This is a genomic window from Glaciibacter superstes DSM 21135 (assembly GCF_000421145.1).
GTDB classification, from domain to species: Bacteria; Actinomycetota; Actinomycetes; order Actinomycetales; family Microbacteriaceae; genus Cryobacterium; species Cryobacterium superstes.
The window spans coordinates 110690-132418 of sequence record NZ_ATWH01000015.1 but is presented as its reverse complement, the minus strand read 5'-3'; the positions used below and the strand labels follow the sequence as shown (position 1 = coordinate 132418).

Here is a 21729-nt window from a genome sequence, read left to right as displayed (position 1 = left end):
TGTTTCTAAGTTAAGTCCGGCGGTGTCCTACTCTCCCACAGGGTCCCCCCTGCAGTACCATCGGCGCAGAGAGTCTTAGCTTCCGGGTTCGGAATGTGACCGGGCGTTTCCCTCTCGCTATAGCCGCCGAAACACTTGTGATGTTAATCAAAGTGAATCAAACAAGCACAACGTGATGTTGTGTGTTTGGTTCTCGACCGTACATCGAGAACCACATAGTGGACGCGTAGCATCTTCGATTCGAACGAAGTGTTATCAAATTATTGGCTTATTAGTACCGGTCAGCTCCATGAGTCTTTAGTCCTCACTTCCACATCCGGCCTATCAACGCAGTAGTCTAGCTGCGAGCCTCTCCCCCTAAGGGATGGAAATCTCATCTCGAAGCCGGCTTCCCGCTTAGATGCTTTCAGCGGTTATCCGTTCCGAACGTAGCTAATCAGCGGTGCTCCTGGCGGAACAACTGACACACCAGAGGTTCGTCCATCCCGGTCCTCTCGTACTAGGGATAGATCTTCTCAAATTTCCTACGCGCGCAGCGGATAGGGACCGAACTGTCTCACGACGTTCTAAACCCAGCTCGCGTACCGCTTTAATGGGCGAACAGCCCAACCCTTGGGACCTACTCCAGCCCCAGGATGCGACGAGCCGACATCGAGGTGCCAAACCATGCCGTCGATATGGACTCTTGGGCAAGATCAGCCTGTTATCCCCGAGGTACCTTTTATCCGTTGAGCGACAGCGCTTCCACAAGCCACTGCCGGATCACTAGTCCCGACTTTCGTCCCTGCTCGACTTGTCAGTCTCACAGTCAAGCTCCCTTGTGCACTTACACTCGACACCTGATTGCCAACCAGGTTGAGGGAACCTTTGGGCGCCTCCGTTACTTTTTAGGAGGCAACCGCCCCAGTTAAACTACCCACCAGGCACTGTCCCTGAACCGGATCACGGTTCGAAGTTAGATATCCAATATGACCAGAGTGGTATTTCAACAGTGACTCCACCTGAACTAGCGTCCAAGCTTCACAGTCTCCCACCTATCCTACACAAGCCACACCGAACACCAATACCAAGCTGTAGTAAAGGTCACGGGGTCTTTCCGTCCTGCTGCGCGTAACGAGCATCTTTACTCGTAATGCAATTTCGCCGAGTTCGCGGTTGAGACAGCTGGGAAGTCGTTACGCCATTCGTGCAGGTCGGAACTTACCCGACAAGGAATTTCGCTACCTTAGGATGGTTATAGTTACCACCGCCGTTTACTGGGGCTTAAATTCTCAGCTTCGCACCGAAGTGCTAACCGTTCCTCTTAACCTTCCAGCACCGGGCAGGCGTCAGTCCGTATACATCGTCTTGCGACTTGGCACGGACCTGTGTTTTTAGTAAACAGTCGCTTCCCACTGGTCTCTGCGGCCTTCAAACGCTCCCGGAGTAAATCCGTTCACGCCTCAGGCCCCCCTTCTCCCGAAGTTACGGGGGCATTTTGCCGAGTTCCTTAACCACGATTCTCTCGATCTCCTTAGTATTCTCTACCTGACCACCTGAGTCGGTTTGGGGTACGGGTGACTAAAACCTCGCGTCGATGCTTTTCTTGGCAGCATAGGATCACTGATTTCCCCCCTACGGGGTACCCATCGGGTCTCAACCTTCATGAGAGACGGATTTGCCTATCTCTCGGCCTACACCCTTAGACCGGGACAACCATCGCCCGGCTCAGCTACCTTCCTGCGTCACACCTGTTAATACGCTAACCGCACCAGAATAGGGTCGTACGCTAGGCCCACCCCCTCCACCCGAAGGCTTTGGTCGGCGGGATTCAGATACTTAGCATTACTGGATTGGTTCGGACGGTTTTTCGCCAGTACGGGAATATCAACCCGTTGTCCATCGACTACGCCTGTCGGCCTCGCCTTAGGTCCCGACTTACCCAGGGCGGATTAACCTGGCCCTGGAACCCTTGGTCTTTCGGAGGACGGGTTTCTCACCCGTCTTTCGCTACTCATGCCTGCATTCTCACTCGTGTGGCCTCCACGGCTGGTTTACACCGCCGCTTCGCTGGCCACACGACGCTCTCCTACCCATCAACACGGCTGAACCAACCACACAAGGTGGCGGCTTACCAAAAATGCTAATGCCACAACTTCGGTGGCGTGCTTGAGCCCCGTTACATTGTCGGCGCGGAATCACTTGACCAGTGAGCTATTACGCACTCTTTCAAGGGTGGCTGCTTCTAAGCCAACCTCCTGGTTGTCTGTGCAACTCCACATCCTTTCCCACTTAGCACGCGCTTTGGGACCTTAGTTGGTGGTCTGGGTTGTTTCCCTCTCGACGATGAAGCTTATCCCCCACCGTCTCACTGCTGCGCTCTCACTTACCGGCATTCGGAGTTTGGCTAACGTCAGTAACCTTTTAGGGCCCATCAGCTATCCAGTAGCTCTACCTCCGGCAAGAAACACACAACGCTGCACCTAAATGCATTTCGGAGAGAACCAGCTATCACGAAGTTTGATTGGCCTTTCACCCCTATCCACAGCTCATCCCCTCCATTTTCAACTGAAGTGGGTTCGGTCCTCCACGTGCTCTTACACACGCTTCAACCTGGCCATGGATAGATCACTTCGCTTCGGGTCTAGGACATGCGACTGAATCGCCCTATTCAGACTCGCTTTCGCTACGCATTCCCCTCTCGGGTTAAGCTCGCCACATATCACTAACTCGCAGGCTCATTCTTCAAAAGGCACGCTGTCACAGCAACAAGGCTGCTCCAACGGTTTGTAAGCAAACGGTTTCAGGTACTATTTCACTCCCCTCCCGGGGTACTTTTCACCTTTCCCTCACGGTACTTGTTCACTATCGGTCATGTAGGAGTATTTAGGCTTATCAGGTGGTCCTGACAGATTCACACGGGATTTCTCGGGCCCCGTGCTACTTGGGATACTCTTCGGGCGATTACTGCATTTCGGCTACGGGGTTCGCACCCTCTATGACCAGGCTTTCAATCCTGTTCGCCTATACAACGCTCTAACCCTCACCATCTCGGCAGAGACAGCAGAAAAGTCCCACAACCCCGACCATGCAACACCTGCCGGCTATCACACATAATCGGTTTAGCCTCGTCCGGGTTCGCTCGCCACTACTAACGGAATCACTATTGTTTTCTCTTCCTGTGGGTACTGAGATGTTTCACTTCCCCACGTTCCCTCTACCCGCCCTATATATTCAGGCGGGAGTCACCAGATCACCTCACGGGCCTGGCGGGGTTTCCCCATTCGGACATCCTCGGATCACAGTTCGTTTATCAACTCCCCGAGGCTTATCGCAGATTACTACGTCCTTCTTCGGCTCTACATGCCAAGGCATTCACCGTTTGCTCTTAGAAATTTGAAATCACATGAGTTCGAATCGATTAAGGTCACGAATAAATTCGCGACAGAAATTGACCAATGAAAGAGCCAACAAAAAAGAACAACCCAAAGGCTGAACGATTTCGCCGGCTCAATCTTTGTGATTCGAGACCGAAGTCTCGAATCTAAGATGCTCGCGTCCACTGTGTAGTTCTCAAAGTACGGGCGGTACCCTCCCCCGCCCCAAGTAATGGAAACGAGAAAAGGTCCAGAGGAACAGTCCAACCCAATGGCCGGCCCGGTCCCTCAGGACCCAACAGCGTGCGGTATACCAGCCCCCGTCCACCCCACCATTCCAACCGACAGTGAATAAACACTGGGGCGTACTAAGTGAAGCGAACTTCATCCGGCATCTATGTCAATGTTCCACCCATGAGCGTTGTCCAACCCGAACAGGCTGGTACAACTTGGCAGTTAATTCTCGCTTCACTCCGTGTAAACAGCAAAGACTCCACGAGACTGCACATGCTCCTTAGAAAGGAGGTGATCCAGCCGCACCTTCCGGTACGGCTACCTTGTTACGACTTAGTCCTAATCACCGATCCCACCTTAGACAGCTCCCTCCCTTACGGGTTAGGCCACCGGCGTTGGGTGTTACCGACTTTCATGACTTGACGGGCGGTGTGTACAAGGCCCGGGAACGTATTCACCGCAGCGTTGCTGATCTGCGATTACTAGCGACTCCGACTTCATGAGGTCGAGTTGCAGACCTCAATCCGAACTGAGACCGGCTTTTTGGGATTCGCTCCACCTTACGGTATCGCAGCCCTTTGTACCGGCCATTGTAGCATGCGTGAAGCCCAAGACATAAGGGGCATGATGATTTGACGTCATCCCCACCTTCCTCCGAGTTGACCCCGGCAGTATCCCATGAGTTCCCACCATAACGTGCTGGCAACATAGGACGAGGGTTGCGCTCGTTGCGGGACTTAACCCAACATCTCACGACACGAGCTGACGACAACCATGCACCACCTGTATACGAGTGTCCAAAGAGTTCCACATTTCTGCGGCGTTCTCGTATATGTCAAGCCTTGGTAAGGTTCTTCGCGTTGCATCGAATTAATCCGCATGCTCCGCCGCTTGTGCGGGCCCCCGTCAATTCCTTTGAGTTTTAGCCTTGCGGCCGTACTCCCCAGGCGGGGAACTTAATGCGTTAGCTGCGACACGGAGACCGTGGAATGGCCCCCACATCTAGTTCCCAACGTTTACGGCATGGACTACCAGGGTATCTAATCCTGTTCGCTCCCCATGCTTTCGCTCCTCAGCGTCAGTTACGGCCCAGAGATCTGCCTTCGCCATTGGTGTTCCTCCTGATATCTGCGCATTCCACCGCTACACCAGGAATTCCAATCTCCCCTACCGCACTCTAGTCTGCCCGTACCCACTGCAGGCCCGAGGTTGAGCCTCGGGATTTCACAGCAGACGCGACAAACCGCCTACGAGCTCTTTACGCCCAATAATTCCGGACAACGCTTGCACCCTACGTATTACCGCGGCTGCTGGCACGTAGTTAGCCGGTGCTTTTTCTGCAGGTACCGTCACAACTCAAAAAAGAGCCACTTCTTCCCTACTAAAAGAGGTTTACAACCCGAAGGCCGTCGTCCCTCACGCGGCGTTGCTGCATCAGGCTTGCGCCCATTGTGCAATATTCCCCACTGCTGCCTCCCGTAGGAGTCTGGGCCGTGTCTCAGTCCCAGTGTGGCCGGTCACCCTCTCAGGCCGGCTACCCGTCGTCGCCTTGGTGAGCCATTACCTCACCAACAAGCTGATAGGCCGCGAGTCCATCCCCAACCAAAATTCTTTCCACAACCAGACGATGCCGTCAGCTGTCATATCCGGTATTAGACGTCGTTTCCAACGCTTATCCCAGAGTCAAGGGCAGGTTACTCACGTGTTACTCACCCGTTCGCCACTAATCCAAGGAGCAAGCTCCCCTTCATCGTTCGACTTGCATGTGTTAAGCACGCCGCCAGCGTTCGTCCTGAGCCAGGATCAAACTCTCCGTAAATGTTTGACAGACAACCAGGCGAACCCAGCGTCACATCTAGTGTGAAAGGCCACCGGAATAGGCGAACCAAACACAAGTTTGAAACTGACAGAACAAATCATTACTGACTTGCTTCTATCCATTAATCTTTTCCAAAGGAATCTCCTCATCAGACCGAAGTCCAACGACGAGGTTTTTGGCATTTGACATAGTGCACGCTGTTGAGTTCTCAAGGATCGGACACCCCAACCTCAGACCTCCCGGCCATCGCAATGGGGCAACTTCTCTACGGTGTTTCTTTCGTTCCGGCCCTTCTCCGCTAGGAGTCGTTCCGAAACTCATCAAGCACTATCCACGGCGAATATCTTCGCTGTGTTCTGTACTTGGGAGTGGTCCCGCTTGAAGCCGAGAAGCTCTTCCGCTTCTCGCACCTTTGGGGTGACAAGGGATTACATTACGGCGATTCCGGTACCCGTGCAAATTGCGACCGCATCCCGGGCGTGTCGCCTCCTGCGCCAGGAAATTTGCGCCGGACGACTACTCGACGAACACACCGGCAAGGGTCTTTTTACCCCGACGCAGTACGGCGAATCCACCCGGCAGAACCGCGCTGTCGATGGTCACGTCGTCCTCACTCACCTTGGTGTTGTTGAGGTATACGCCGCCCTGCGCGATGGCCCGCCGTGCCTCCCCCAAACTCCCGCTCAGCCCGGTGTCCACCAACAGCTGCACCACCGTGGCGTGCGGGGCCGTCGTAGTGTTCGGCAACTCCCGGAGCGCAGCTTCGAGGGTTATCTGATCGAGTTCGGCCAGGTCGCCCTGCCCGAAGAGCGCCTGCGCGGCGCTGATCGCGGCATCCGTCGCTTCGGTCCCGTGCACCAGGCTGGTAACTTCCCAGGCCAGCGCCCGTTGCGCTTCGCGTTTGAACGGTTCGGACTCGACCAGTTTCTCCAGGCGCTCGATCTCCGTACGTGGCAGGAAAGTGAAGACCTTCAGCCGGAACATGACATCGGCATCATCGCTGTTGAGCCAGAACTGGTAGAAGGCATACGGGCTGGTGAGAGTCGGGTCAAGCCAGATCGCATTGCCCTCGCTCTTGCCGAACTTGGTTCCATCGCTGTTCGTGATCAGCGGCGTACCAATGGCGTGAACGCTCACCCCCTCTGCGCGATGGATGAGGTCGGTTCCGCTGGTGAGGTTTCCCCATTGGTCACTGCCGCCGGTCTGCAGCACGCAGCCGTAATTGCGGTAGAGCTCGAGGTAGTCCATGCCCTGCAATATCTGGTAGCTGAACTCGGTGAAGCTGATTCCGGCGTCGGAATTCAGCCGTGTGCTGACGGCATCCTTCTTGAGCATGGTGCCGACCCGGTAGTACTTGCCGACATCGCGCAGGAAATCAATGGCGCTCATCGGCGCCGTCCAGTCCAGGTTGTTCACCATGGTGACCGAGTTCTCACCTTCGGAGCTCAGGAACCGCGACACCTGAGCGCGGAGGTATCCCACCCACTCCGCAACGACGTCTTTGGTGTTGAGCACACGTTCGGCGGTCGGCCTGGGATCACCGATCAGGCCGGTCGATCCGCCGACGAGACCGAGTGGTCGGTGCCCCGCCAATTGCAGGCGTCGCATGACCAGCAGCTGCACCAGGTTTCCGAGGTGGAGACTGGGCGCACTGGGGTCGAAGCCGCAATAGAAGGTGATCGGCTCACCCGAGAGCAGTTCCTTCAACTGCGCCTGGTCAGTCGAGACGTGAACAAGGCCGCGCCAGATGAGGTCGTCCCACACGTTTCTGAAGGCGGGATCGTTGGTCTGGTTGGCAAGGATGACGGGGTCTGACACGCAGCCCAGATTACCAGCGCGGTCACACTGTCACTGCTCACCCACGAATCGGTGGCGAGGAGGCCGTGATTCAGCCGTCGTGTGAAATGATTAAGGTGTAATGCTTAATTTGTGTTACTTTAGGTTATAGGCTTGATTTTAAACAATTAAGGATGGAAGCTCATCATGTTCGTCATCACCGCCGACCAGGTTGACAGTCGCAATGATCGAGACCGCGCCGGAGAGCTCATCGAAGAACTCGCGGCGCGCTTCGAGGGTACCTTCACGCTTCCGCCCGACCAGACCTCTGGCGATGAGATCCAGATATTGATTCCATACGCACAGGCTGCGCTCGACGCTGTGCTCGCGATCCACCGCACCGGATACTGGAGCGTCGGTCTCGGGATCGGTTCCGTGCGCACTCCCCTGCCGGCAGCAACGAGGCAAGCCGCAGGTGGTGCATTCATCGCGGCACGGGACGCCGTCACGAGGGCGAAGAGGGCCGACGCGAAGTTCGCCCTGCAGACTGAGCCGGCCACCGGCATCCGTCACCCAGCGCGCTCATCTGGTAACGCGGACGCGAGCACCCTCGACACGAACACCCTCAACACGAACACCCTCAACACCGACGAGGTCGAGGCGCTGATCACCATGCTGCTGCTGCTGCGCCAGCGCCGAACCTCAGAGGGATGGGAGGTTGTCGACTCGCTGCGCCACGGCCTCGCCCAGGTCGACGTCGCCGATCGCCTGGGCATTTCTGCGGCAGCCGTCAGCCAGCGGGTGAAGGCGTCGCTGTGGAAAGTCGAGGAGTCAGCACGCCCGGCACTCGTTAGGCTTCTGGAGAACCTCGATCACGCCATGAGCGGAACGGAACCGGACGAATGACCCTCCTGCACCACTTCGATGTGCTGACATACCTCTACTGGCTCGCGCTGCTGCTGGTGACGCTCGGCTCCCTCGCCGCGGCCGTGATCGCATTCCGCTTCGAGAAGCGCACGTGGGCGATCATCTCGGCCGGCGCACTCGCTGCCGCGGTGTTCATCGCGGTGATACCGGCACCCGGCGACCTGAACGGCGTCCACATGGTGCTCGGGCTGGTCGCCATCGCACTGGCCGTGGTCGGCGGCGGCCCCATGGCCGTGCTCTCGCTGAAGCTCGCGACAAGAAACACGGTTCCGGCCGGCACCCACGGCGGAATCATGGTCGAGAACAACGGCGAATTCGCCCGGTCGGACGCCCTGGCTTCCGCGGGGAATGCCGTGCACGAAGTGCTGCGCGGTGGGCTCGCCATCGGTGTGCTCGAGCGGCTCGCAGTCATCGGCACAATCCTGGCCGGCTTCCCTGAAGGCATTGCCGTGATCGTCGCGATCAAGGGTGTCGGTCGCTTCACCGAACTGGCAGCAGCCGAAGCGCGGGAACGGTTCATCATCGGCACCCTCGCCAGCCTGATCTGGGCGTGCGCCTGCGCAGCCCTCGTGCACTTCGCCGTCATCTGATCAGCGCGGGCGGTTCGTTGGTGACCTGCCCTCTCGCAGCTGTCCCTTCGCGACCTGACCCTTCCGGCCTGTCAACGTGGAAGCTTCGGATGCCGTTTGTACGGTGAGACCGACGGCTCACCTGGGATCCAGAATCGCCAGGGGAACGCGTCAGTGCCCCCTTCACCGCTGAGGCCCGTTCGAGGCCCCGTCTCGTAGACAGCGGATGCCGCCGGGAACTCCAGGTCGAAAGGCGGTTCGTTCAGGTCTGCGCCGTTGTCGGACAGGCTGATGCCGAGCGCGAGCGTGAGGAGCGCGGGCCCCCTGGCCAGGTCCCGGTCTTTCTTCGACGTTGGGCGGCGTCCGTGTGCTACATCGACACCGTCAACAACCTCGCCAGCGCGAACCAACACACCCGACGCCGTGCCGTCGGGTGAACAGACGATGTTCGCGCAGGTATGCATGCCGTAGGTGAAGTAGGCGTAGAGGTGACCGGGTGGTCCGAACATGCTCGCGTTGCGGTTCGTCTTGCCGCGGTGGGCGTGCGAACCGGGGTCGACTCCTCCGCCGACGTAGGCTTCGAGCTCGGTGATGCGCACCGAAACCCCGCGATGGGTCAGGATGGCGCCGAGCAACAACGGCGCGGCCGCAACGGCGCCCCGCTCCAGAACTGTCCGGTCGAAGGTCACGGCGCGAGCGCGGCCGCCAGGCCTCGAACCCGCTCGACGAGTGCAGCGCGCTGTTCGGCCACCCGCACAGGCGCGGTGCCGCCGTGACCGTCGCGGCTCGATACCGAACCCTCGATGGTCAGCACATCGCGAACGTCGGGGGTGAGATGCTCCGAGATTGAGCGGAGGGCGTCGTCGTCCACCTCGTGCAGCTGGAGATCATGGTCTTCCGCGTATTTGACGAAGGATCCGGTGATCTCGTGGGCATCGCGGAAGGTGACGTGGCGTTTGACCAGCCACTCCGCGACATCCGTCGCCAGGGAGAAGCCCTGCGGCGCAAGCTCGGCCATGCGATCGGTATTGAACCGCAGGGTTGCCACCATCCCGGTGAAGGCAGGCAGCAGCACCTCAAGCGTCTCGATCGAGTCGAAGACCGGTTCCTTGTCTTCCTGCAGGTCGCGGTTGTACGCGAGTGGGAGACCCTTGAGGGTGGTGAGCAGGCCGGTGAGGTTGCCGATCAGCCGGCCGGATTTTCCGCGCGCGAGCTCGGCGATGTCTGGGTTCTTCTTCTGCGGCATGATCGACGAACCCGTCGAGTAGGCGTCGTCGAGAGTGACGAAGTCGAACTCCCTGGTGTTCCAGAGGATGATCTCCTCTGCCAGGCGGGAGATGTCGATGCCGATCTGCGCGGTGATGAACGCGAACTCCGCGACGAGGTCGCGGCTGGCGGTGCCGTCGATCGAGTTCTCGACGACCGCGCCGAATCCGAGTTCGGTTGCAACCAGGCGGGCATCGAGACCGAGTGTGTTGCCGGCGAGAGCGCCGGAGCCGTACGGCGAGAAGTCGGCGCGTCTGCCCCAGTCGGCGAAACGTTCGAGGTCGCGCACGAGCGGCCAGCAATGGGCGAGCAGATGGTGCGAGAGCAACACCGGCTGCGCGTGCTGCAGGTGCGTGCGCCCAGGCATGATCGCGGCCTCGTGCGCTTCTGCCTGGGCCGCAAGCGCATCGATCAGGTCGACGAGCAGCCCGGCGAGTACTGCAGCGTGGTCTCGAAGCAACATCCGGACCAGAGTGGCGATCTGGTCGTTACGGCTTCTGCCTGCACGCAACTTGCCACCGAGTTCGGGGCCGGCAATGTTGATGAGCCCACGTTCCAGCGCAGAGTGCACGTCTTCATCCGTCGTCGCCGGCAGGAACTCACCGTTCACCACGGCCGTCTCGAGTGTGTCAAGGGCGCCGATCATGCCGGCCAGCTCATCGGCGTCGAGGTAGCCGGCAGCCGCTAAGGCCTTGGCGTGCGCCCGCGACCCACGGATGTCGTACTCGGCCAGCTGCCAGTCGAAGTGGGTGGATTTGCTCAGCCGGGCGAGCTCCGGCGATGGTCCGCCTTCGAAGCGGCCGCCCCAGAGCGCTCCGGCCTCACCGGCCCGGCTTGCTATGTCGTCACCTGTCATCGTCGTCCTACTTCCCGCCGCAGCCGAGTGAAGTTTGAGTGCGCGAGAGTCCGCGAGGGCAGTCCGCTCCCCCATGTTCTCCCGCGAGTTGAAGTCTCCGCAAGTTTACCGGCTTGACGGCGGCGGAGTCCCCGCGACTGTTGCCGACGACCCGGCCTTCGGGGTGTACCCGCCGCGCTCCAGTTACGCGCCCATGCACCACGCGCGCATGGCGCATGGGCGCGCAAATGGAGCGTGCCGTGCGCGTGTGACAGTCGAACGGCGCTTGGCGCCTGCGCGAGCTACGCGGCGTTCTTCTGCAGCAGCCAGACCAAGAGGGCCTTCTGCGCGTGAAGGCGGTTCTCCGCTTCGTCCCAGATGATGCTCTGCGGTCCGTCGATGACCTCTGCCGCGACCTCGAAGCCGCGGTCGGCCGGGAGGCAGTGCAGGAAGTGCGCGTCTGGCTTGGCCAGCGCCATCAGGTCTTCGTCCACCCGGTACTGGCCGAGCTCGCTCAGGCGCGCGGCCTTCTCCTCTTCTTTGCCCATGGAGACCCAGGTGTCGGTGACCACGACATCCGCACCGGCGACTGCTTCGAGCGGATCGGTGTAGAGCGTCACAGAGCCACCGGTCTTCGTGGCGATCGCGTCGGCATCCGCCACAACCTGGCCATTCGGCGAGTACTCGGCGGGCGAGGCGATACGCACGTGCATGCCGGCCGTCGCCCCCGCGAGCAAGTAAGACTGCGCCATGTTGCACGCACCGTCTCCGAGGAAGGTGAGGGTCAGCCCGGCGAGTTCGCCGCGGTGCTCGCGAATGGTGAGCAGGTCGGCGAGCAGCTGGCAGGGGTGGAAGTCATCGGAGAGTGCGTTGATCACGGGGACAGTTGTGCCGTTCGCCATCTCTTCGAGGCCGGACTGCGCGTAGGTGCGCCAGACGATCGCGGCGACCTGGCGTTCCATGACACGAGCGGTGTCAGACGCGGTTTCCTTGCCGCCGAGCTGACTGTTCGCTGTCGTGATGATCAGCGGGCTGCCGCCGAGGTCTGCGATGCCGACCGCGAAGGAGAGCCGAGTGCGGGTCGACGACTTGTCGAAGATCACGGCGACCGTCTGCGGCCCGGCCAGGGGCTGCGTCTGGAATCGGTCTCGCTTCAGTTCCAGTGCAAGGTCGAGGATCTCGGCCTGTTCGGCCGGTGTGAGGTCGTCGTCGCGCAGGAAATGGCGGGTCACGGTATCGCTTTCTCTTCGGGTAATTCGTCAACTCTAGAGGCTGGACAATGCGAGCCCGAATCGCTTCTCGAATTCGGCGAGTTCGTTGTCGCCGACGATCAGCGGGGGTGCGATGCGAATACTCGACTCGTTCGCGGCGTTGACGATCAGCCCGGCATCCATGGCCGCGGCCGCCAGCTTCAGGGCGACGGGCTCTGTCAGGCCGACACCGATCAGGAGACCGCGACCACGCACCTCGTCGATCAGCGGTGAGCCCAAGCCGCCGATGATGGCGCGCAGTTCGCGACCACGACGCTCGGCGTTTTCGACCAGGTGCTCGTCTTCGATCACGCTGAGCACAGCGTTGGCGGTTCTCGTGACGAGCGGATTGCCCCCGAATGTGCTGCCGTGCTGCCCGCGGGTGAAGAGATCGGATGCGGCGCCAAAAGTCACCAGCGCACCGATCGGCACGCCACCGCCCAGCCCTTTGGCGATCGTGACCGCGTCGGGCAGGATACCGGCGTGCTCGTAGGCGAACCACGCCCCGGTACGCGCGATCCCGGTCTGGATCTCGTCGAGGATCAGTAGTACCCCGTGCTCGGTGCAGAGCTCACGCGCCCGGCGAAGATACCCGTCTGGCAGATCGATGACGCCGGCCTCACCCTTCACCGGTTCAAGGAAGAGCGCGGCCACCGTGTTGTCAATCGCAGCCTCGAGCGCCAGGGTGGTGCTGTCGATGTGCTCGACTCCCCCGGCTACCGGCTCGAACGCCTCTCGCATGTGCGGTTTGCCGGTCAGCGCGAGTGCGCCCATGGTGCGGCCGTGGAACGCGTCATGCAGGGCCAGGATGCGGGTACGCGGCTTCTGCACAGTGCCGCCGGTGTTCAGTCGCGCCAGCTTGAACGCCGCTTCGTTCGCCTCAGCTCCGGAGTTGCAGAAGAAGACCCTCCCTGCGTCACTGGCACCGGTCAGCCGCTTCAGGCGTTCCGCGAGCTCGATCTGGGGTGGGCTGGCGAAGTAGTTCGAGACGTGTGCGAGGGTACCGATCTGCTCGCTGACCGCCGCGACGACAGCGGGGTGCGCGTGGCCGAGCGAATTCACCGCGATGCCGGCAAGGAAGTCGAGGTACTGCTTGCCGGTGTCGTCCCAGACGTAGCACCCCTCTCCGCGCACCAGCATTGCCAGCGGCGTGCTGAGAGTGCGCATCATGGAAGCCGAGAAACGTTCCTGCCAGGTCGTCACGCCGGTGCTCCTTCTGAGTTGGGTGCCGCTGGTGGGTTCTGGGCACTGTCAACGACTTCCGTTCCGATGCCGCTCTGGGTGAACACCTCGAGCAGGATGGAATGCGGAATGCGGCCGTCGATGATCGCCGCCTTTGCGACACCGCCTTCGACCGCGTCGAGGCAGGCCGTCATCTTCGGGATCATCCCGGACTCAAGCGCCGGGATCAGAGCACGGAGCGAATCCGTGTCGATCACGGAGACCAGCGAATCGCGGTTCGGCCAGTCGCTGTACAGTCCTGCGACGTCGGTGAGGATGACCAGTTTGGCTGCGCCCAGCGCTACCGCGAGGGCCGCCGCCGCGGCATCCGCGTTGATGTTCAGAGACTGTCCTGGGACATCCGCGTCTGGCGCGATGGAGGAGACGACCGGGATGCGGCCGGCCGCGAGTTCGGCGTGCACCGCGGCCGGGTCGACGCCGATGACGTCGCCGACCAGACCGAGGTCGATTTCTTCGCCGTCGATCACAACGCCGCGCCTGCGCCCCTGGAATAGCCCGGCGTCTTCGCCGGAGATTCCTGCGGCGAGCGGCCCATGCTCGTTGATGTGTCCGACCAGGTCACGGCTGATCTGGCCGGTGAGCACCATGCGCACGACGTCCATGGCTTCTGGAGTGGTCACGCGGTAGCCACCGCGAAACTCACTTTCGATCCCCAGTCTTTCGAGCATGGCCGAGATCTGCGGCCCGCCGCCGTGCACGATCACCGGGCGGATGCCGGCGTACCGGAGGTAGACCATGTCTTCTGCGAACGCGCGCTGCAGCTCTTCGCTGACCATGGCGTTGCCGCCGAACTTCACGACCATGATCTGATCGTGGAATCGTTTCAGCCAGGGCAACGATTCGATCAGGGTGGCCGCCTTGACGGATGCCTCGGCGTGGGTTGATGTGGTCTCGTTGTCGCCCATCAGCTGGAGTACGCGCTGTTCTCTTCGACGTAGTCGTGCGTGAGGTCGTTGGTGAGGATCGTGGCCGATTCAGCTCCCTCGTGCAGGTCAACGATCACAGAGACCGCTCGCGGCGAGAGATCGACGAGCTCGCGGGGCTGATCTGGCTCCCCCGCGCGGCAGACCTGCACACCGTTGATCGCCACGTCGATGCCATACGGGTCGAAGGCGGCATCCGCCTCATCGACGGTTCCCGCCGCAGCGAGCACGCGCCCCCAGTTGGGATCGTTGCCGTAGATGGCGGCTTTGAACAGGTTGCTGCGGGAGATCGCGCGGGCCACGAGCACGGCCTCGTCTTCCGTTCTCGCGTTTCGCACCTCGATGGCGATGTCGTGCGAAGCGCCCTCGGCATCGGCCTGCAGTTGACCGGCGAGGTCGGCGCAGAGCGCGGTGAGGGCATCCGTGAACTCGGTGAGGTCGGCGTCAATGCCGCTCGCACCGGAGGCGAGCAGGCTGACCGTGTCATTAGTGGACATGCAGCCGTCGGAGTCAAGACGGTCGAAAGTCACCCTGGTCGCCGTGCGCAGGGCGATGTCGAGCTGCGCGGAGGTGAGGACTGCGTCGGTGGTGAGCACGACCAGCATGGTGGCCAGACCGGGGGCGAGCATTCCAGCGCCCTTGGCCATACCGCCGATGGTCCAGCCGGTCGGCGAGCGGTGCTCAGATTGCTTCGGCCGCGTATCGGTGGTCATGATGGCCTGCGCAGCGGCGAGCCCGCCTGACGGCGTGGCCGCGGCATCCGTCGCCAGCGTGCCTGCGGCCACGGTGATGCCGGTCGTGAGTTTGCCCAGGTCGAGCTGCTCGCCGATCAGCCCGGTGGAGCAGACGATGACGTCGCCGGAGGAGATGCCCAGCTTCTCTGCCACGAATTCGGCGGTCGCGTGGGTGGTGGCGAAACCGGTGGCACCTGTGTAGCAGTTTGCGCCACCAGAATTCAGCACGATGGCGCTGACAACGCCGTCTTTCATGACCTGCTGGCTCCAGATGACCGGGTTGGCGAGGCAGCGGTTGGAGGTGAACACCGATGCGGCGGCAGTGAGCGGACCGAGGTTCTGCACGAGCGCCAGGTCAAGGCCACCCGAGTTCTTGAGTCCGGCGGTGGCACCGGCTGCGACAAATCCGGCGGGGGCGGTGACACTCACGGTGCAACTCCATTCAGGCTGAGGCCCGTCGTCTCGGCGAGGCCGAGGGCGATATTGGCAGATTGGATGGCGGCTCCCGCCGTTCCCTTTGCCAGGTTGTCGACGGCGGTGACGACAACCACCCTGCCCACCGCTTCATCGACGGCGAGGCCGATCAGCGCGGTGTTGGCGCCGAGCACATCTGCCGTTCGCGGGAAGTGACCCTCCGGGAGCAGGTGAACAAACGGCTCGTCAGCGTACGCGCGCTCCCAGGCGGCGCGCACGTCTGCTGGGCTGGTTCCCGGTGTGATTCGCGCGGTCGTCGTGGCAAGGATGCCGCGCGACATCGGCACGATCACCGGCGTGAACGAAATGGTGGGGCTGGTCGCTCCGGCCCAGCGCAGGGCCTGCTGAATCTCGGGGATGTGCCTGTGCATGCCGCCGACGGCATACGGGTTCGCCGAGCCGAGGATCTCGCCGGCGAGATACGGCAGCTTGAGGCTCTTCCCCGCACCAGACGGACCGACGGCGAGCACGGCGGAGAGGTCGGTCGGTTCGATCACACCGGCACGGATGCCGGGGGCAAGTGAGAGAGAAACGGTACTGGCATTGCACCCAGGCGCCGCGATCCGGCGCGCATCGACCAGGTTTGCGCGTTGTTTACCACCGATCACCGGGAGTTCTGGCACACCGTATGCCCAAGCGCCGTAGTAGTCGCCGCCGTAGAACCCCGCCCAGTCGTCTTCGCTCTCGAGCCGGTGGTCTGCGCCGCAGTCGACGACGAGAGTCTCAGCAGACAGGTGAGAGGTGAGTTCGCCCGACTTGCCGTGTGGCAGCGCAAGGAAGACGACGTCGTGGCCGGTGAGGGACTCCGGCGTCGTGTCCGACAGGGTCAGGTGCGCGAGGGAGCGCAGGTGCGGCTGCACGTCGACCAGACGCTGCCCGGAGTTGCTGTTCGCGGTGACGGTGCGGATCTCAAAGTCTGGGTGTCCGGCGAGCAGACGGAGGAGTTCGCCGCCCGCATAACCGCTCGCGCCCGCCACTGCCACCGAAAAAGTCATACCCCAAATCTATCGCGCGCGTCGCCCGCCCCCGTCACAGGCCTCTCCAGCCCACGCGAGAGTGACAGTGACGGTCCGTCGACCGCGAATGCAGGCCACGGGGTCGGCTCCGCTCAGGCCGCTACTCGCGGATCGTGGCGTCGAAGCGCTCGGCCGCGACGGCGACGCCAGCGAGCTTGGCGTCACTCGCCTCAGCGGCGGTCAGAGTGCGATCGGGCGCACGGAAACGCAACGCGAAGGTGAGTGACTTCTGCCCCTCACCCACGCCGTGGCCCCGATAGTCGTCGACCAGCTCGACATGCTCGAGTAGCTCTCCGCCGCCCTCAGCGACGCCGGCACGCACGTCGCCGGCCGGCACGTCGACGGGCACCACGAGCGAGAGATCCTGCGTCGCCGCCGGCATGGTACCGATCGGCTTCGCGATGATCCCCGCGCCGGCGCGGTCGAAGACAGCCGTCAGGTTGATCTCCGCGACCGCGACGACTCCGGGCAAGTCATGCTCGTGTGCGAACGCAGGAAGCAGCTCGCCGGCATATCCGACGATCTCGCTGCCGGCATCCGTCGTCACGAACAGTTCGGCGGTGCGCCCGGGGTGCATGGCCTGGTGTGAACCCTGCCGCACCTCGATCTGCATGCCGGAGGCGACGGCGATCTGCTGCACCGCGGCGAGTGCGTCTTGCCAGCTTGCGGCGATGGCAGGCTGCCCCGGCTGATGGTGCACAGTATTGCCGGTCAGGACCACTCCCAGCGACAACGGCTGCGGCGGTATGCCCGCGTTCAACTCGGCCAGCAATTCGTCACTCGGTCGTTCTGCGCCGGGCGGAACGATCGCGCTGCCGTATTCGAAACCGACCTCTGGACGGAACACCAGCCCGAGCTCGAAGATGGCCAGGTCGGTGAGCCCACGAGAGCGATTGCGGTGTGCGATCTGCAACAGGCCAGGCAGGATCGAGGTGCGCAGATAGGGCGCCTCGCCGTCGAGCGGGTTGGCGACCTTGATCTGGGGAACGTCGGCACCCGGTGAAACGGATGCGGCGCCGAAGCGATTGTTCGCCGTCTCCGACACGAACGGGTAGGCGAGCACCTCGGTGTGACCGGTGGCAGCCAGGGTGTTCGCGACCGTGCGTCGAAGTTGCTGCGAGAGCGTGAGTCCTCTGCCTGGAGGCGCAACCGGGAGCACGGAAGGGATGCGGTCGTACCCGACGATGCGGGCGACCTCCTCGGCGAGTGTCCACTTGTCGGTCAGGTCTGGGCGCCAGCTCGGCGGCGTGACGGCGAGGCCATCTGTTGTCACTTCGAGGGTCGCACCGATTTCGGCGAGTGAGGTGCGCACCTCTTCCGCCGTGTATTCGAGGCCGATCAACCGCGAGATGAAGCCGGTGGGCAGGTCGATGGCCGTCGCATCCGGCGTCGCGTCGTGGAGCGACCCGAGATCGTCTGCCTCTCCCCCGGCAAGTTCAACCAGTAGTTGCACGACGCGCGCGGCCGCGACAACGGCGACGGCGGGGTCGACTCCGCGCTCGAACCGCTTGGATGCCTCGCTCGGCAGCTTGTGGCGACGAGCTGCCCGTGCGATCGACACCGGGTCGAAGTTCGCGGCCTCGACGAGCACGTTGGTCGTGATGTCGCTGATCTCGGTTGATGCTCCGCCCATCACGCCGGCCAAGCCGATCGGCCCGGACTCGTCTGTGATCAGCAGGTCTTCGGCGTTCAGCGTTCGGGTCACATCGTCGAGGGTCACCAGCTCCTCCCCGACGCGCGCACGGCGCACGGTGATGCCGCCAGTGAGCTTGTCGAGGTCGTAGCCGTGGGCCGGCTGACCGAGCTCGAGCATCACGTAGTTCGTGATGTCGACGATGAGCGAGATCGAACGGATGCCCGCCAGCTTCAACCGGGAGATCAGCCAGGCGGGAGACGGCCGGGTGGCGTCGACGCCTCGCACCACGCGCGTCACGAAGACGCTCGCGCCCGTGCGGCCCCGGATAGGCGCCTGGTCGTCGATCGTCACCGGGAAGATCTCACCGGACACGATCGGCGCCACAGCGAGCGCCGGGTCGCGGAACGACACACCGGTGGCGTGCGAATACTCGCGGGCGATCCCGCGGATCGAGAAGGCGTAACCACGGTCGGGCGTGACGTTGACTTCGACGGCCGCATCGTCCAGGCCCAGCAGGCTGATCGCATCCGTACCCACCTCGGGGTCAAGCCCCAGCGTGGCCAGGCGCAGGATGCCGTCATGCTCGTCGCCGAGCCCGAGTTCGCGAGCGGACGCGATCATCCCGTCTGACACGTGCCCGTAGGTCTTGCGGGCAGCGATCGGGAACGGGCCGGGCAGGACGGAGCCGGGCAGCGTCACGGCGACCTTGTCGCCTACGAAGAAGTTGGCGGCGCCACAGACGATGCCGTGCACGGCGGGTCCGCCGTCTGCGGCGGCCTCCGCACCCTCAGGCGCCACGCGCACCTGGCACCAGCGGATCGTCTTGCCGTTCGACTGCGGTTCTTCGGTGAATTCGAGCACCTCGCCGACGACGATCGGTCCGGACAGATCGAAGCGGTGGATCTCTTCTTCCTCGAGGCCGACGCTCACGAGGGCAGCATGTACATCTTCCGGCGTCGTTCCCGGCTCCAGGTCGACGTACTCGCCGAGCCAGCTCAGTGGTACCCGCATCAGACAGCCATCCCATACTGCTGGCTGAAGCGGATGTCGCCCTCAACGATGTCGTGCATATCCTTTACGTCGTTCCTGAACATCAGGGCGCGGTCGATGCCGACGCCGAAAGCGAAACCGGAGTACACCTCTGGGTCGATGCCGGCCGATCGCAGCACGTTGGCGTTGACCATGCCGCATCCGCCCCACTCGATCCAGCGCGCGCCGCCCTTGAAGGTCGGGTGCCAGAAGTCGAGCTCTGCGCTCGGCTCGGTGAATGGGAAGTAGTTCGGGCGCAGTCGCACGGTCGCCTCGTCGCCGAACAGCGACTTGACGAAGTGATCGAGGGTGCCTCGCAGGTGCGCCATGGTGAGGCCCTTGTCGATGGCGATGCCCTCGGTCTGGTGGAAGACCGGAGTGTGCGTGGCGTCGAGCTCGTCTGTGCGGTAGACGCGTCCGGGCGCCACCACGTAAACGGGGAGTTCCCGGCTGAGCAGCGCGCGCAGCTGTACCGGCGACGTGTGCGTGCGCAGCACCAGGTGCGCGCTCGTCGGCTCGGTGAAGAAGGTGTCCTGCATGGCGCGGGCGGGGTGGTCCTCGTCGAAGTTGAGCGCGTCGAAGTTGAACCATTCGCTCTCGAGCTCCGGCCCCTCCGCGATCTCCCAGCCCATACCGACGAAGACGTCGGCGATGCGGTCTTGCAGCAGGGAGATCGGATGCCGGGCGCCGGCCTGCCAGGTCGAAGCGGCGGCGGTGACGTCTACGGCTTCGGCTTTCAGCCGGGCTTCTGCCTCCGCCGCGAGAATCTCTGCCTCGCGCGCCGTGAGCGCCTGCCCGACCTGCGCCCTGGCCTGCCCAACGAGCTTGCCGGCCGCTGCCTTCTGGTTGTTCGGCACGGTACGCATCAGTGCGTTCAGCTTCGCAAGCGGTGAGGCTTCGGCCGCGTGGGCGGCACGAGCAGCCCTCAGCGCCGTCGAGTCGCCGGCGGCCGCGATGGCCGCTAGGGCCGCGTCGACGGCTTCGGTGACGGCTGGTTCGGTTATTTCAGTGGGCTCGGGGGTAATAGGCACTGCGCTCATAGGCTCTGACACAAGGCACAAGTTTACCGGGAATCACCCCGCGCGCCGTCGCCTCCGGCACCACCAATGCCGAGTGCTGCCGACTCGCCGCCGAGCGTGGTCGAATCAAGCTCTGCGATCGCGGTCACCCCGCCAGAGTGCGAGCCCGTGCGTCGAGCGATGATGCGAGCCAGCCACGACAGTGACAGGTTCATCGCCAGGTAGATCGCCAGCACCACGAAGAAGAACGAGAACGCGTAGCGGTTGCCGAAGAATCCAGAGAGGTTGTAGATACCTTCGCGCAGCAGCTCAGGGTACCCGACCACGAATGCCAGCGAAGTGTCCTTCAGCAGCACCACGAGCTGCGCGATGATAATCGGCAGCATCTGCCGGAAGGCCTGCGGAAACTCGATCCGGAACCGCGTGGCGAGGGGAGTGAGGCCGATGGCAAGACCGGCTTCCCGTTGCCCGCGGGGCAGAGATTTGATGCCGGCGCGCAGCGCTTCACCGATGATTGCCCCGTTGTAGACCGCCAGGGCGGCGACGCCAGCCCAGAACGAACCGGTCGAGAACACGAGCAGGATGAACAGCATCATCAGCAGAACGGGCATTCCGCGAACGAACTCGAGGATGATCGTCGCCGGGCGACGGATCCACGCATTCTCCGAAGCGCGTCCGAACGAAAACGCGATACCAAGGAGTATCGCGAAGACAGCGGCCACCCCGGCCATCGACAGTGTCGCGAGGGCGCCCTTGCCCAGGGCGCGCCAGACAACCAGGTCATTGAAGACGTCCCAGCGGGTCGGATCCCAGAGTCCCGGCTGCACAGCGCCATTCGCACTGGTCTTGGGTGCGCCGAGCGCAAAAGCCAGCCACACCAGTCCGCCGACAATCAGCAGGATACCGACAACGGAGATGACACGGGAGCGTGTCATCGCCTTCGGCCCAGGCGCATCGTAAAGAACCGAGGTACTCATCGGAGAACCGCCACCCTCTGCTCGACCTTCCCGGCGATCAGTCCGAGAGGAATGGTGATCACAAGATAGAAGAACGCGACAGCGAGCAGAATCGCAATCACTTCGTCTCCTCGGTCATTGGTGACCTGCCTGGCTGCGCCGAACAGCTCGAAGACAAAGAAAGCGCCGGCGACCGAGGTGTTCTTGGTGAGTGCGATAAAGACATTGATCAGTGGCGGAATCACCATTCGAATCGCCTGGGGCATGATGACGAACGACAGGCTTTGCCCGAAGGTGAGGCCGACACTGCGAGCGGCCTCTGCCTGACCGACCGGAACGCCGTTGACTCCGGAACGGAGCGCCTCGGCAATGAACGGCGACGTGTAAACGGTAAGGCCGATCGCGGCAAGTGTGAAGTAGCCAGGCTGAAACTGCAGGTACGGCAGGAGAGTCGCACAGAAGAACAACACCAGGGTGAGTGGTGTGTTGCGGACGAGTTCCGTGTAAACGGTCGCGAATGCGCGGAAAGACGGCACAGGGGAAATTCGCATTGCAGCGACGACTATGCCGATGACCAGGGCGCCGACGCCGGCTAACCCGAGCAGGGCAAGGGTGTTCCCGAAGCCCTCAAGGAACTTGGGCAGGTTTTCAATGACTGCGTCCACAAC

General features: G+C 62.3%; 14 protein-coding genes and 3 rRNA genes. 2 read left to right on the top strand and 15 right to left on the bottom strand.

Translation table 11 applies throughout. From position 1 onward, the window contains the following. Nucleotides 1-14: 14 nt before the first annotated feature. From rrf to tyrS, 4 genes are all read right to left on the bottom strand, one after another. Nucleotides 15-131 (bottom strand): 5S ribosomal RNA (rrf, locus tag K323_RS0119975). Nucleotides 132-251: 120 nt separating this feature from the next. Continuing rightward, nucleotides 252-3381, bottom strand: a 23S ribosomal RNA gene (locus K323_RS0119970). Between the two features lie 493 nt (nt 3382-3874). Next, nucleotides 3875-5409, bottom strand: a 16S ribosomal RNA gene (locus K323_RS0119965). The 16S, 23S and 5S rRNA genes sit together here, the layout of an rRNA operon. Nucleotides 5410-5925: 516 nt before the next feature. Beyond that, nucleotides 5926-7227 carry a tyrosine--tRNA ligase gene (gene tyrS, locus K323_RS0119960; protein ID WP_022887036.1) on the bottom strand — a complete coding sequence of 434 codons (1302 nt, stop codon included), beginning with the start codon at nt 7225-7227 and terminating at the stop codon, nt 5926-5928. Between the two features lie 165 nt (nt 7228-7392). Between tyrS and K323_RS0119955 the strand changes: the two genes are divergently transcribed. Continuing rightward, entirely contained in the window at nt 7393-8091 is a 699-nt protein-coding gene (locus K323_RS0119955) for a DNA-binding protein (RefSeq protein ID WP_022887035.1), read from the top strand. Beyond that, on the top strand, nt 8088-8702 hold the full coding sequence (locus K323_RS27505; RefSeq protein WP_022887034.1) for a hypothetical protein: 615 nt from the start codon (nt 8088-8090) through the stop codon (nt 8700-8702). The genes K323_RS0119955 and K323_RS27505 overlap by 4 nt, the downstream gene beginning before the upstream one ends. A 71-nt stretch (nt 8703-8773) precedes the next feature. On the opposite strand, the gene K323_RS0119945 is transcribed toward K323_RS27505, so the two are convergent. The 11 genes from K323_RS0119945 to K323_RS0119895 form a co-directional block, all read right to left on the bottom strand. Then, complete coding sequence (locus tag K323_RS0119945; RefSeq protein WP_022887033.1) at nt 8774-9370, bottom strand: DNA-3-methyladenine glycosylase; 597 nt, start codon at nt 9368-9370, stop codon at nt 8774-8776. Beyond that, nucleotides 9367-10803, bottom strand: coding sequence for an argininosuccinate lyase (argH, locus tag K323_RS0119940; RefSeq protein ID WP_022887032.1), 1437 nt, complete (start codon nt 10801-10803; stop codon nt 9367-9369). Before argH ends, K323_RS0119945 begins: the two co-directional genes overlap by 4 nt. A gap of 281 nt (nt 10804-11084) precedes the next feature. Next, nucleotides 11085-12014 (bottom strand): ornithine carbamoyltransferase, encoded by a 930-nt coding sequence (gene argF / locus K323_RS0119935; RefSeq protein WP_022887031.1) that lies wholly within the window; start codon nt 12012-12014, stop codon nt 11085-11087. A gap of 33 nt (nt 12015-12047) precedes the next feature. Further along, nucleotides 12048-13235 carry an acetylornithine transaminase gene (locus K323_RS0119930; RefSeq protein WP_022887030.1) on the bottom strand — a complete coding sequence of 396 codons (1188 nt, stop codon included), beginning with the start codon at nt 13233-13235 and terminating at the stop codon, nt 12048-12050. Continuing rightward, complete coding sequence (gene argB / locus K323_RS27500) at nt 13232-14179, bottom strand: acetylglutamate kinase (protein WP_022887029.1); 948 nt, start codon at nt 14177-14179, stop codon at nt 13232-13234. Before argB ends, K323_RS0119930 begins: the two co-directional genes overlap by 4 nt. Next, the gene (gene argJ / locus K323_RS0119920) at nt 14179-15360 is read right to left on the bottom strand and encodes a bifunctional glutamate N-acetyltransferase/amino-acid acetyltransferase ArgJ (protein WP_022887028.1); all 1182 of its coding nucleotides are present in this window, start codon (nt 15358-15360) and stop codon (nt 14179-14181) included. The genes argB and argJ overlap by 1 nt, the downstream gene beginning before the upstream one ends. After that, nucleotides 15357-16400, bottom strand: coding sequence for an N-acetyl-gamma-glutamyl-phosphate reductase (gene argC, locus K323_RS0119915; RefSeq protein WP_022887027.1), 1044 nt, complete (start codon nt 16398-16400; stop codon nt 15357-15359). The genes argJ and argC overlap by 4 nt, the downstream gene beginning before the upstream one ends. A 121-nt stretch (nt 16401-16521) precedes the next feature. Beyond that, nucleotides 16522-19068 carry a phenylalanine--tRNA ligase subunit beta gene (pheT, locus tag K323_RS0119910; protein WP_022887026.1) on the bottom strand — a complete coding sequence of 849 codons (2547 nt, stop codon included), beginning with the start codon at nt 19066-19068 and terminating at the stop codon, nt 16522-16524. Continuing rightward, complete coding sequence (gene pheS, locus K323_RS0119905) at nt 19068-20126, bottom strand: phenylalanine--tRNA ligase subunit alpha (RefSeq protein ID WP_022887025.1); 1059 nt, start codon at nt 20124-20126, stop codon at nt 19068-19070. The genes pheT and pheS overlap by 1 nt, the downstream gene beginning before the upstream one ends. Before the next feature lie 23 nt (nt 20127-20149). Further along, nucleotides 20150-21040, bottom strand: coding sequence for an amino acid ABC transporter permease (locus K323_RS27495; RefSeq protein ID WP_245571034.1), 891 nt, complete (start codon nt 21038-21040; stop codon nt 20150-20152). A 38-nt stretch (nt 21041-21078) separates the two neighbouring features. Further along, nucleotides 21079-21726 (bottom strand): amino acid ABC transporter permease, encoded by a 648-nt coding sequence (locus tag K323_RS0119895; protein WP_022887023.1) that lies wholly within the window; start codon nt 21724-21726, stop codon nt 21079-21081. Nucleotides 21727-21729 lie beyond the last annotated feature (3 nt).

Excerpts from the sequence above, each read along its gene's own strand:
- K323_RS0119955 (WP_022887035.1), top strand. The coding sequence starts at position 7,393 with ATGTTCGTCATCACCGCCGACCAGGTTGACAGTCGCAATGATCGAGAC.
- argC (WP_022887027.1), bottom strand. The coding sequence starts at position 16,400 with ATGACTTTTTCGGTGGCAGTGGCGGGCGCGAGCGGTTATGCGGGCGGC.
- K323_RS27505 (WP_022887034.1), top strand. The coding sequence starts at position 8,088 with ATGACCCTCCTGCACCACTTCGATGTGCTGACATACCTCTACTGGCTC.
- argH (WP_022887032.1), bottom strand. The coding sequence starts at position 10,803 with ATGACAGGTGACGACATAGCAAGCCGGGCCGGTGAGGCCGGAGCGCTC.
- K323_RS27495 (WP_245571034.1), bottom strand. The coding sequence starts at position 21,040 with ATGACACGCTCCCGTGTCATCTCCGTTGTCGGTATCCTGCTGATTGTC.
- pheT (WP_022887026.1), bottom strand. The coding sequence starts at position 19,068 with ATGCGGGTACCACTGAGCTGGCTCGGCGAGTACGTCGACCTGGAGCCG.
- argB (WP_022887029.1), bottom strand. The coding sequence starts at position 14,179 with ATGGGCGACAACGAGACCACATCAACCCACGCCGAGGCATCCGTCAAG.
- pheS (WP_022887025.1), bottom strand. The coding sequence starts at position 20,126 with ATGAGCGCAGTGCCTATTACCCCCGAGCCCACTGAAATAACCGAACCA.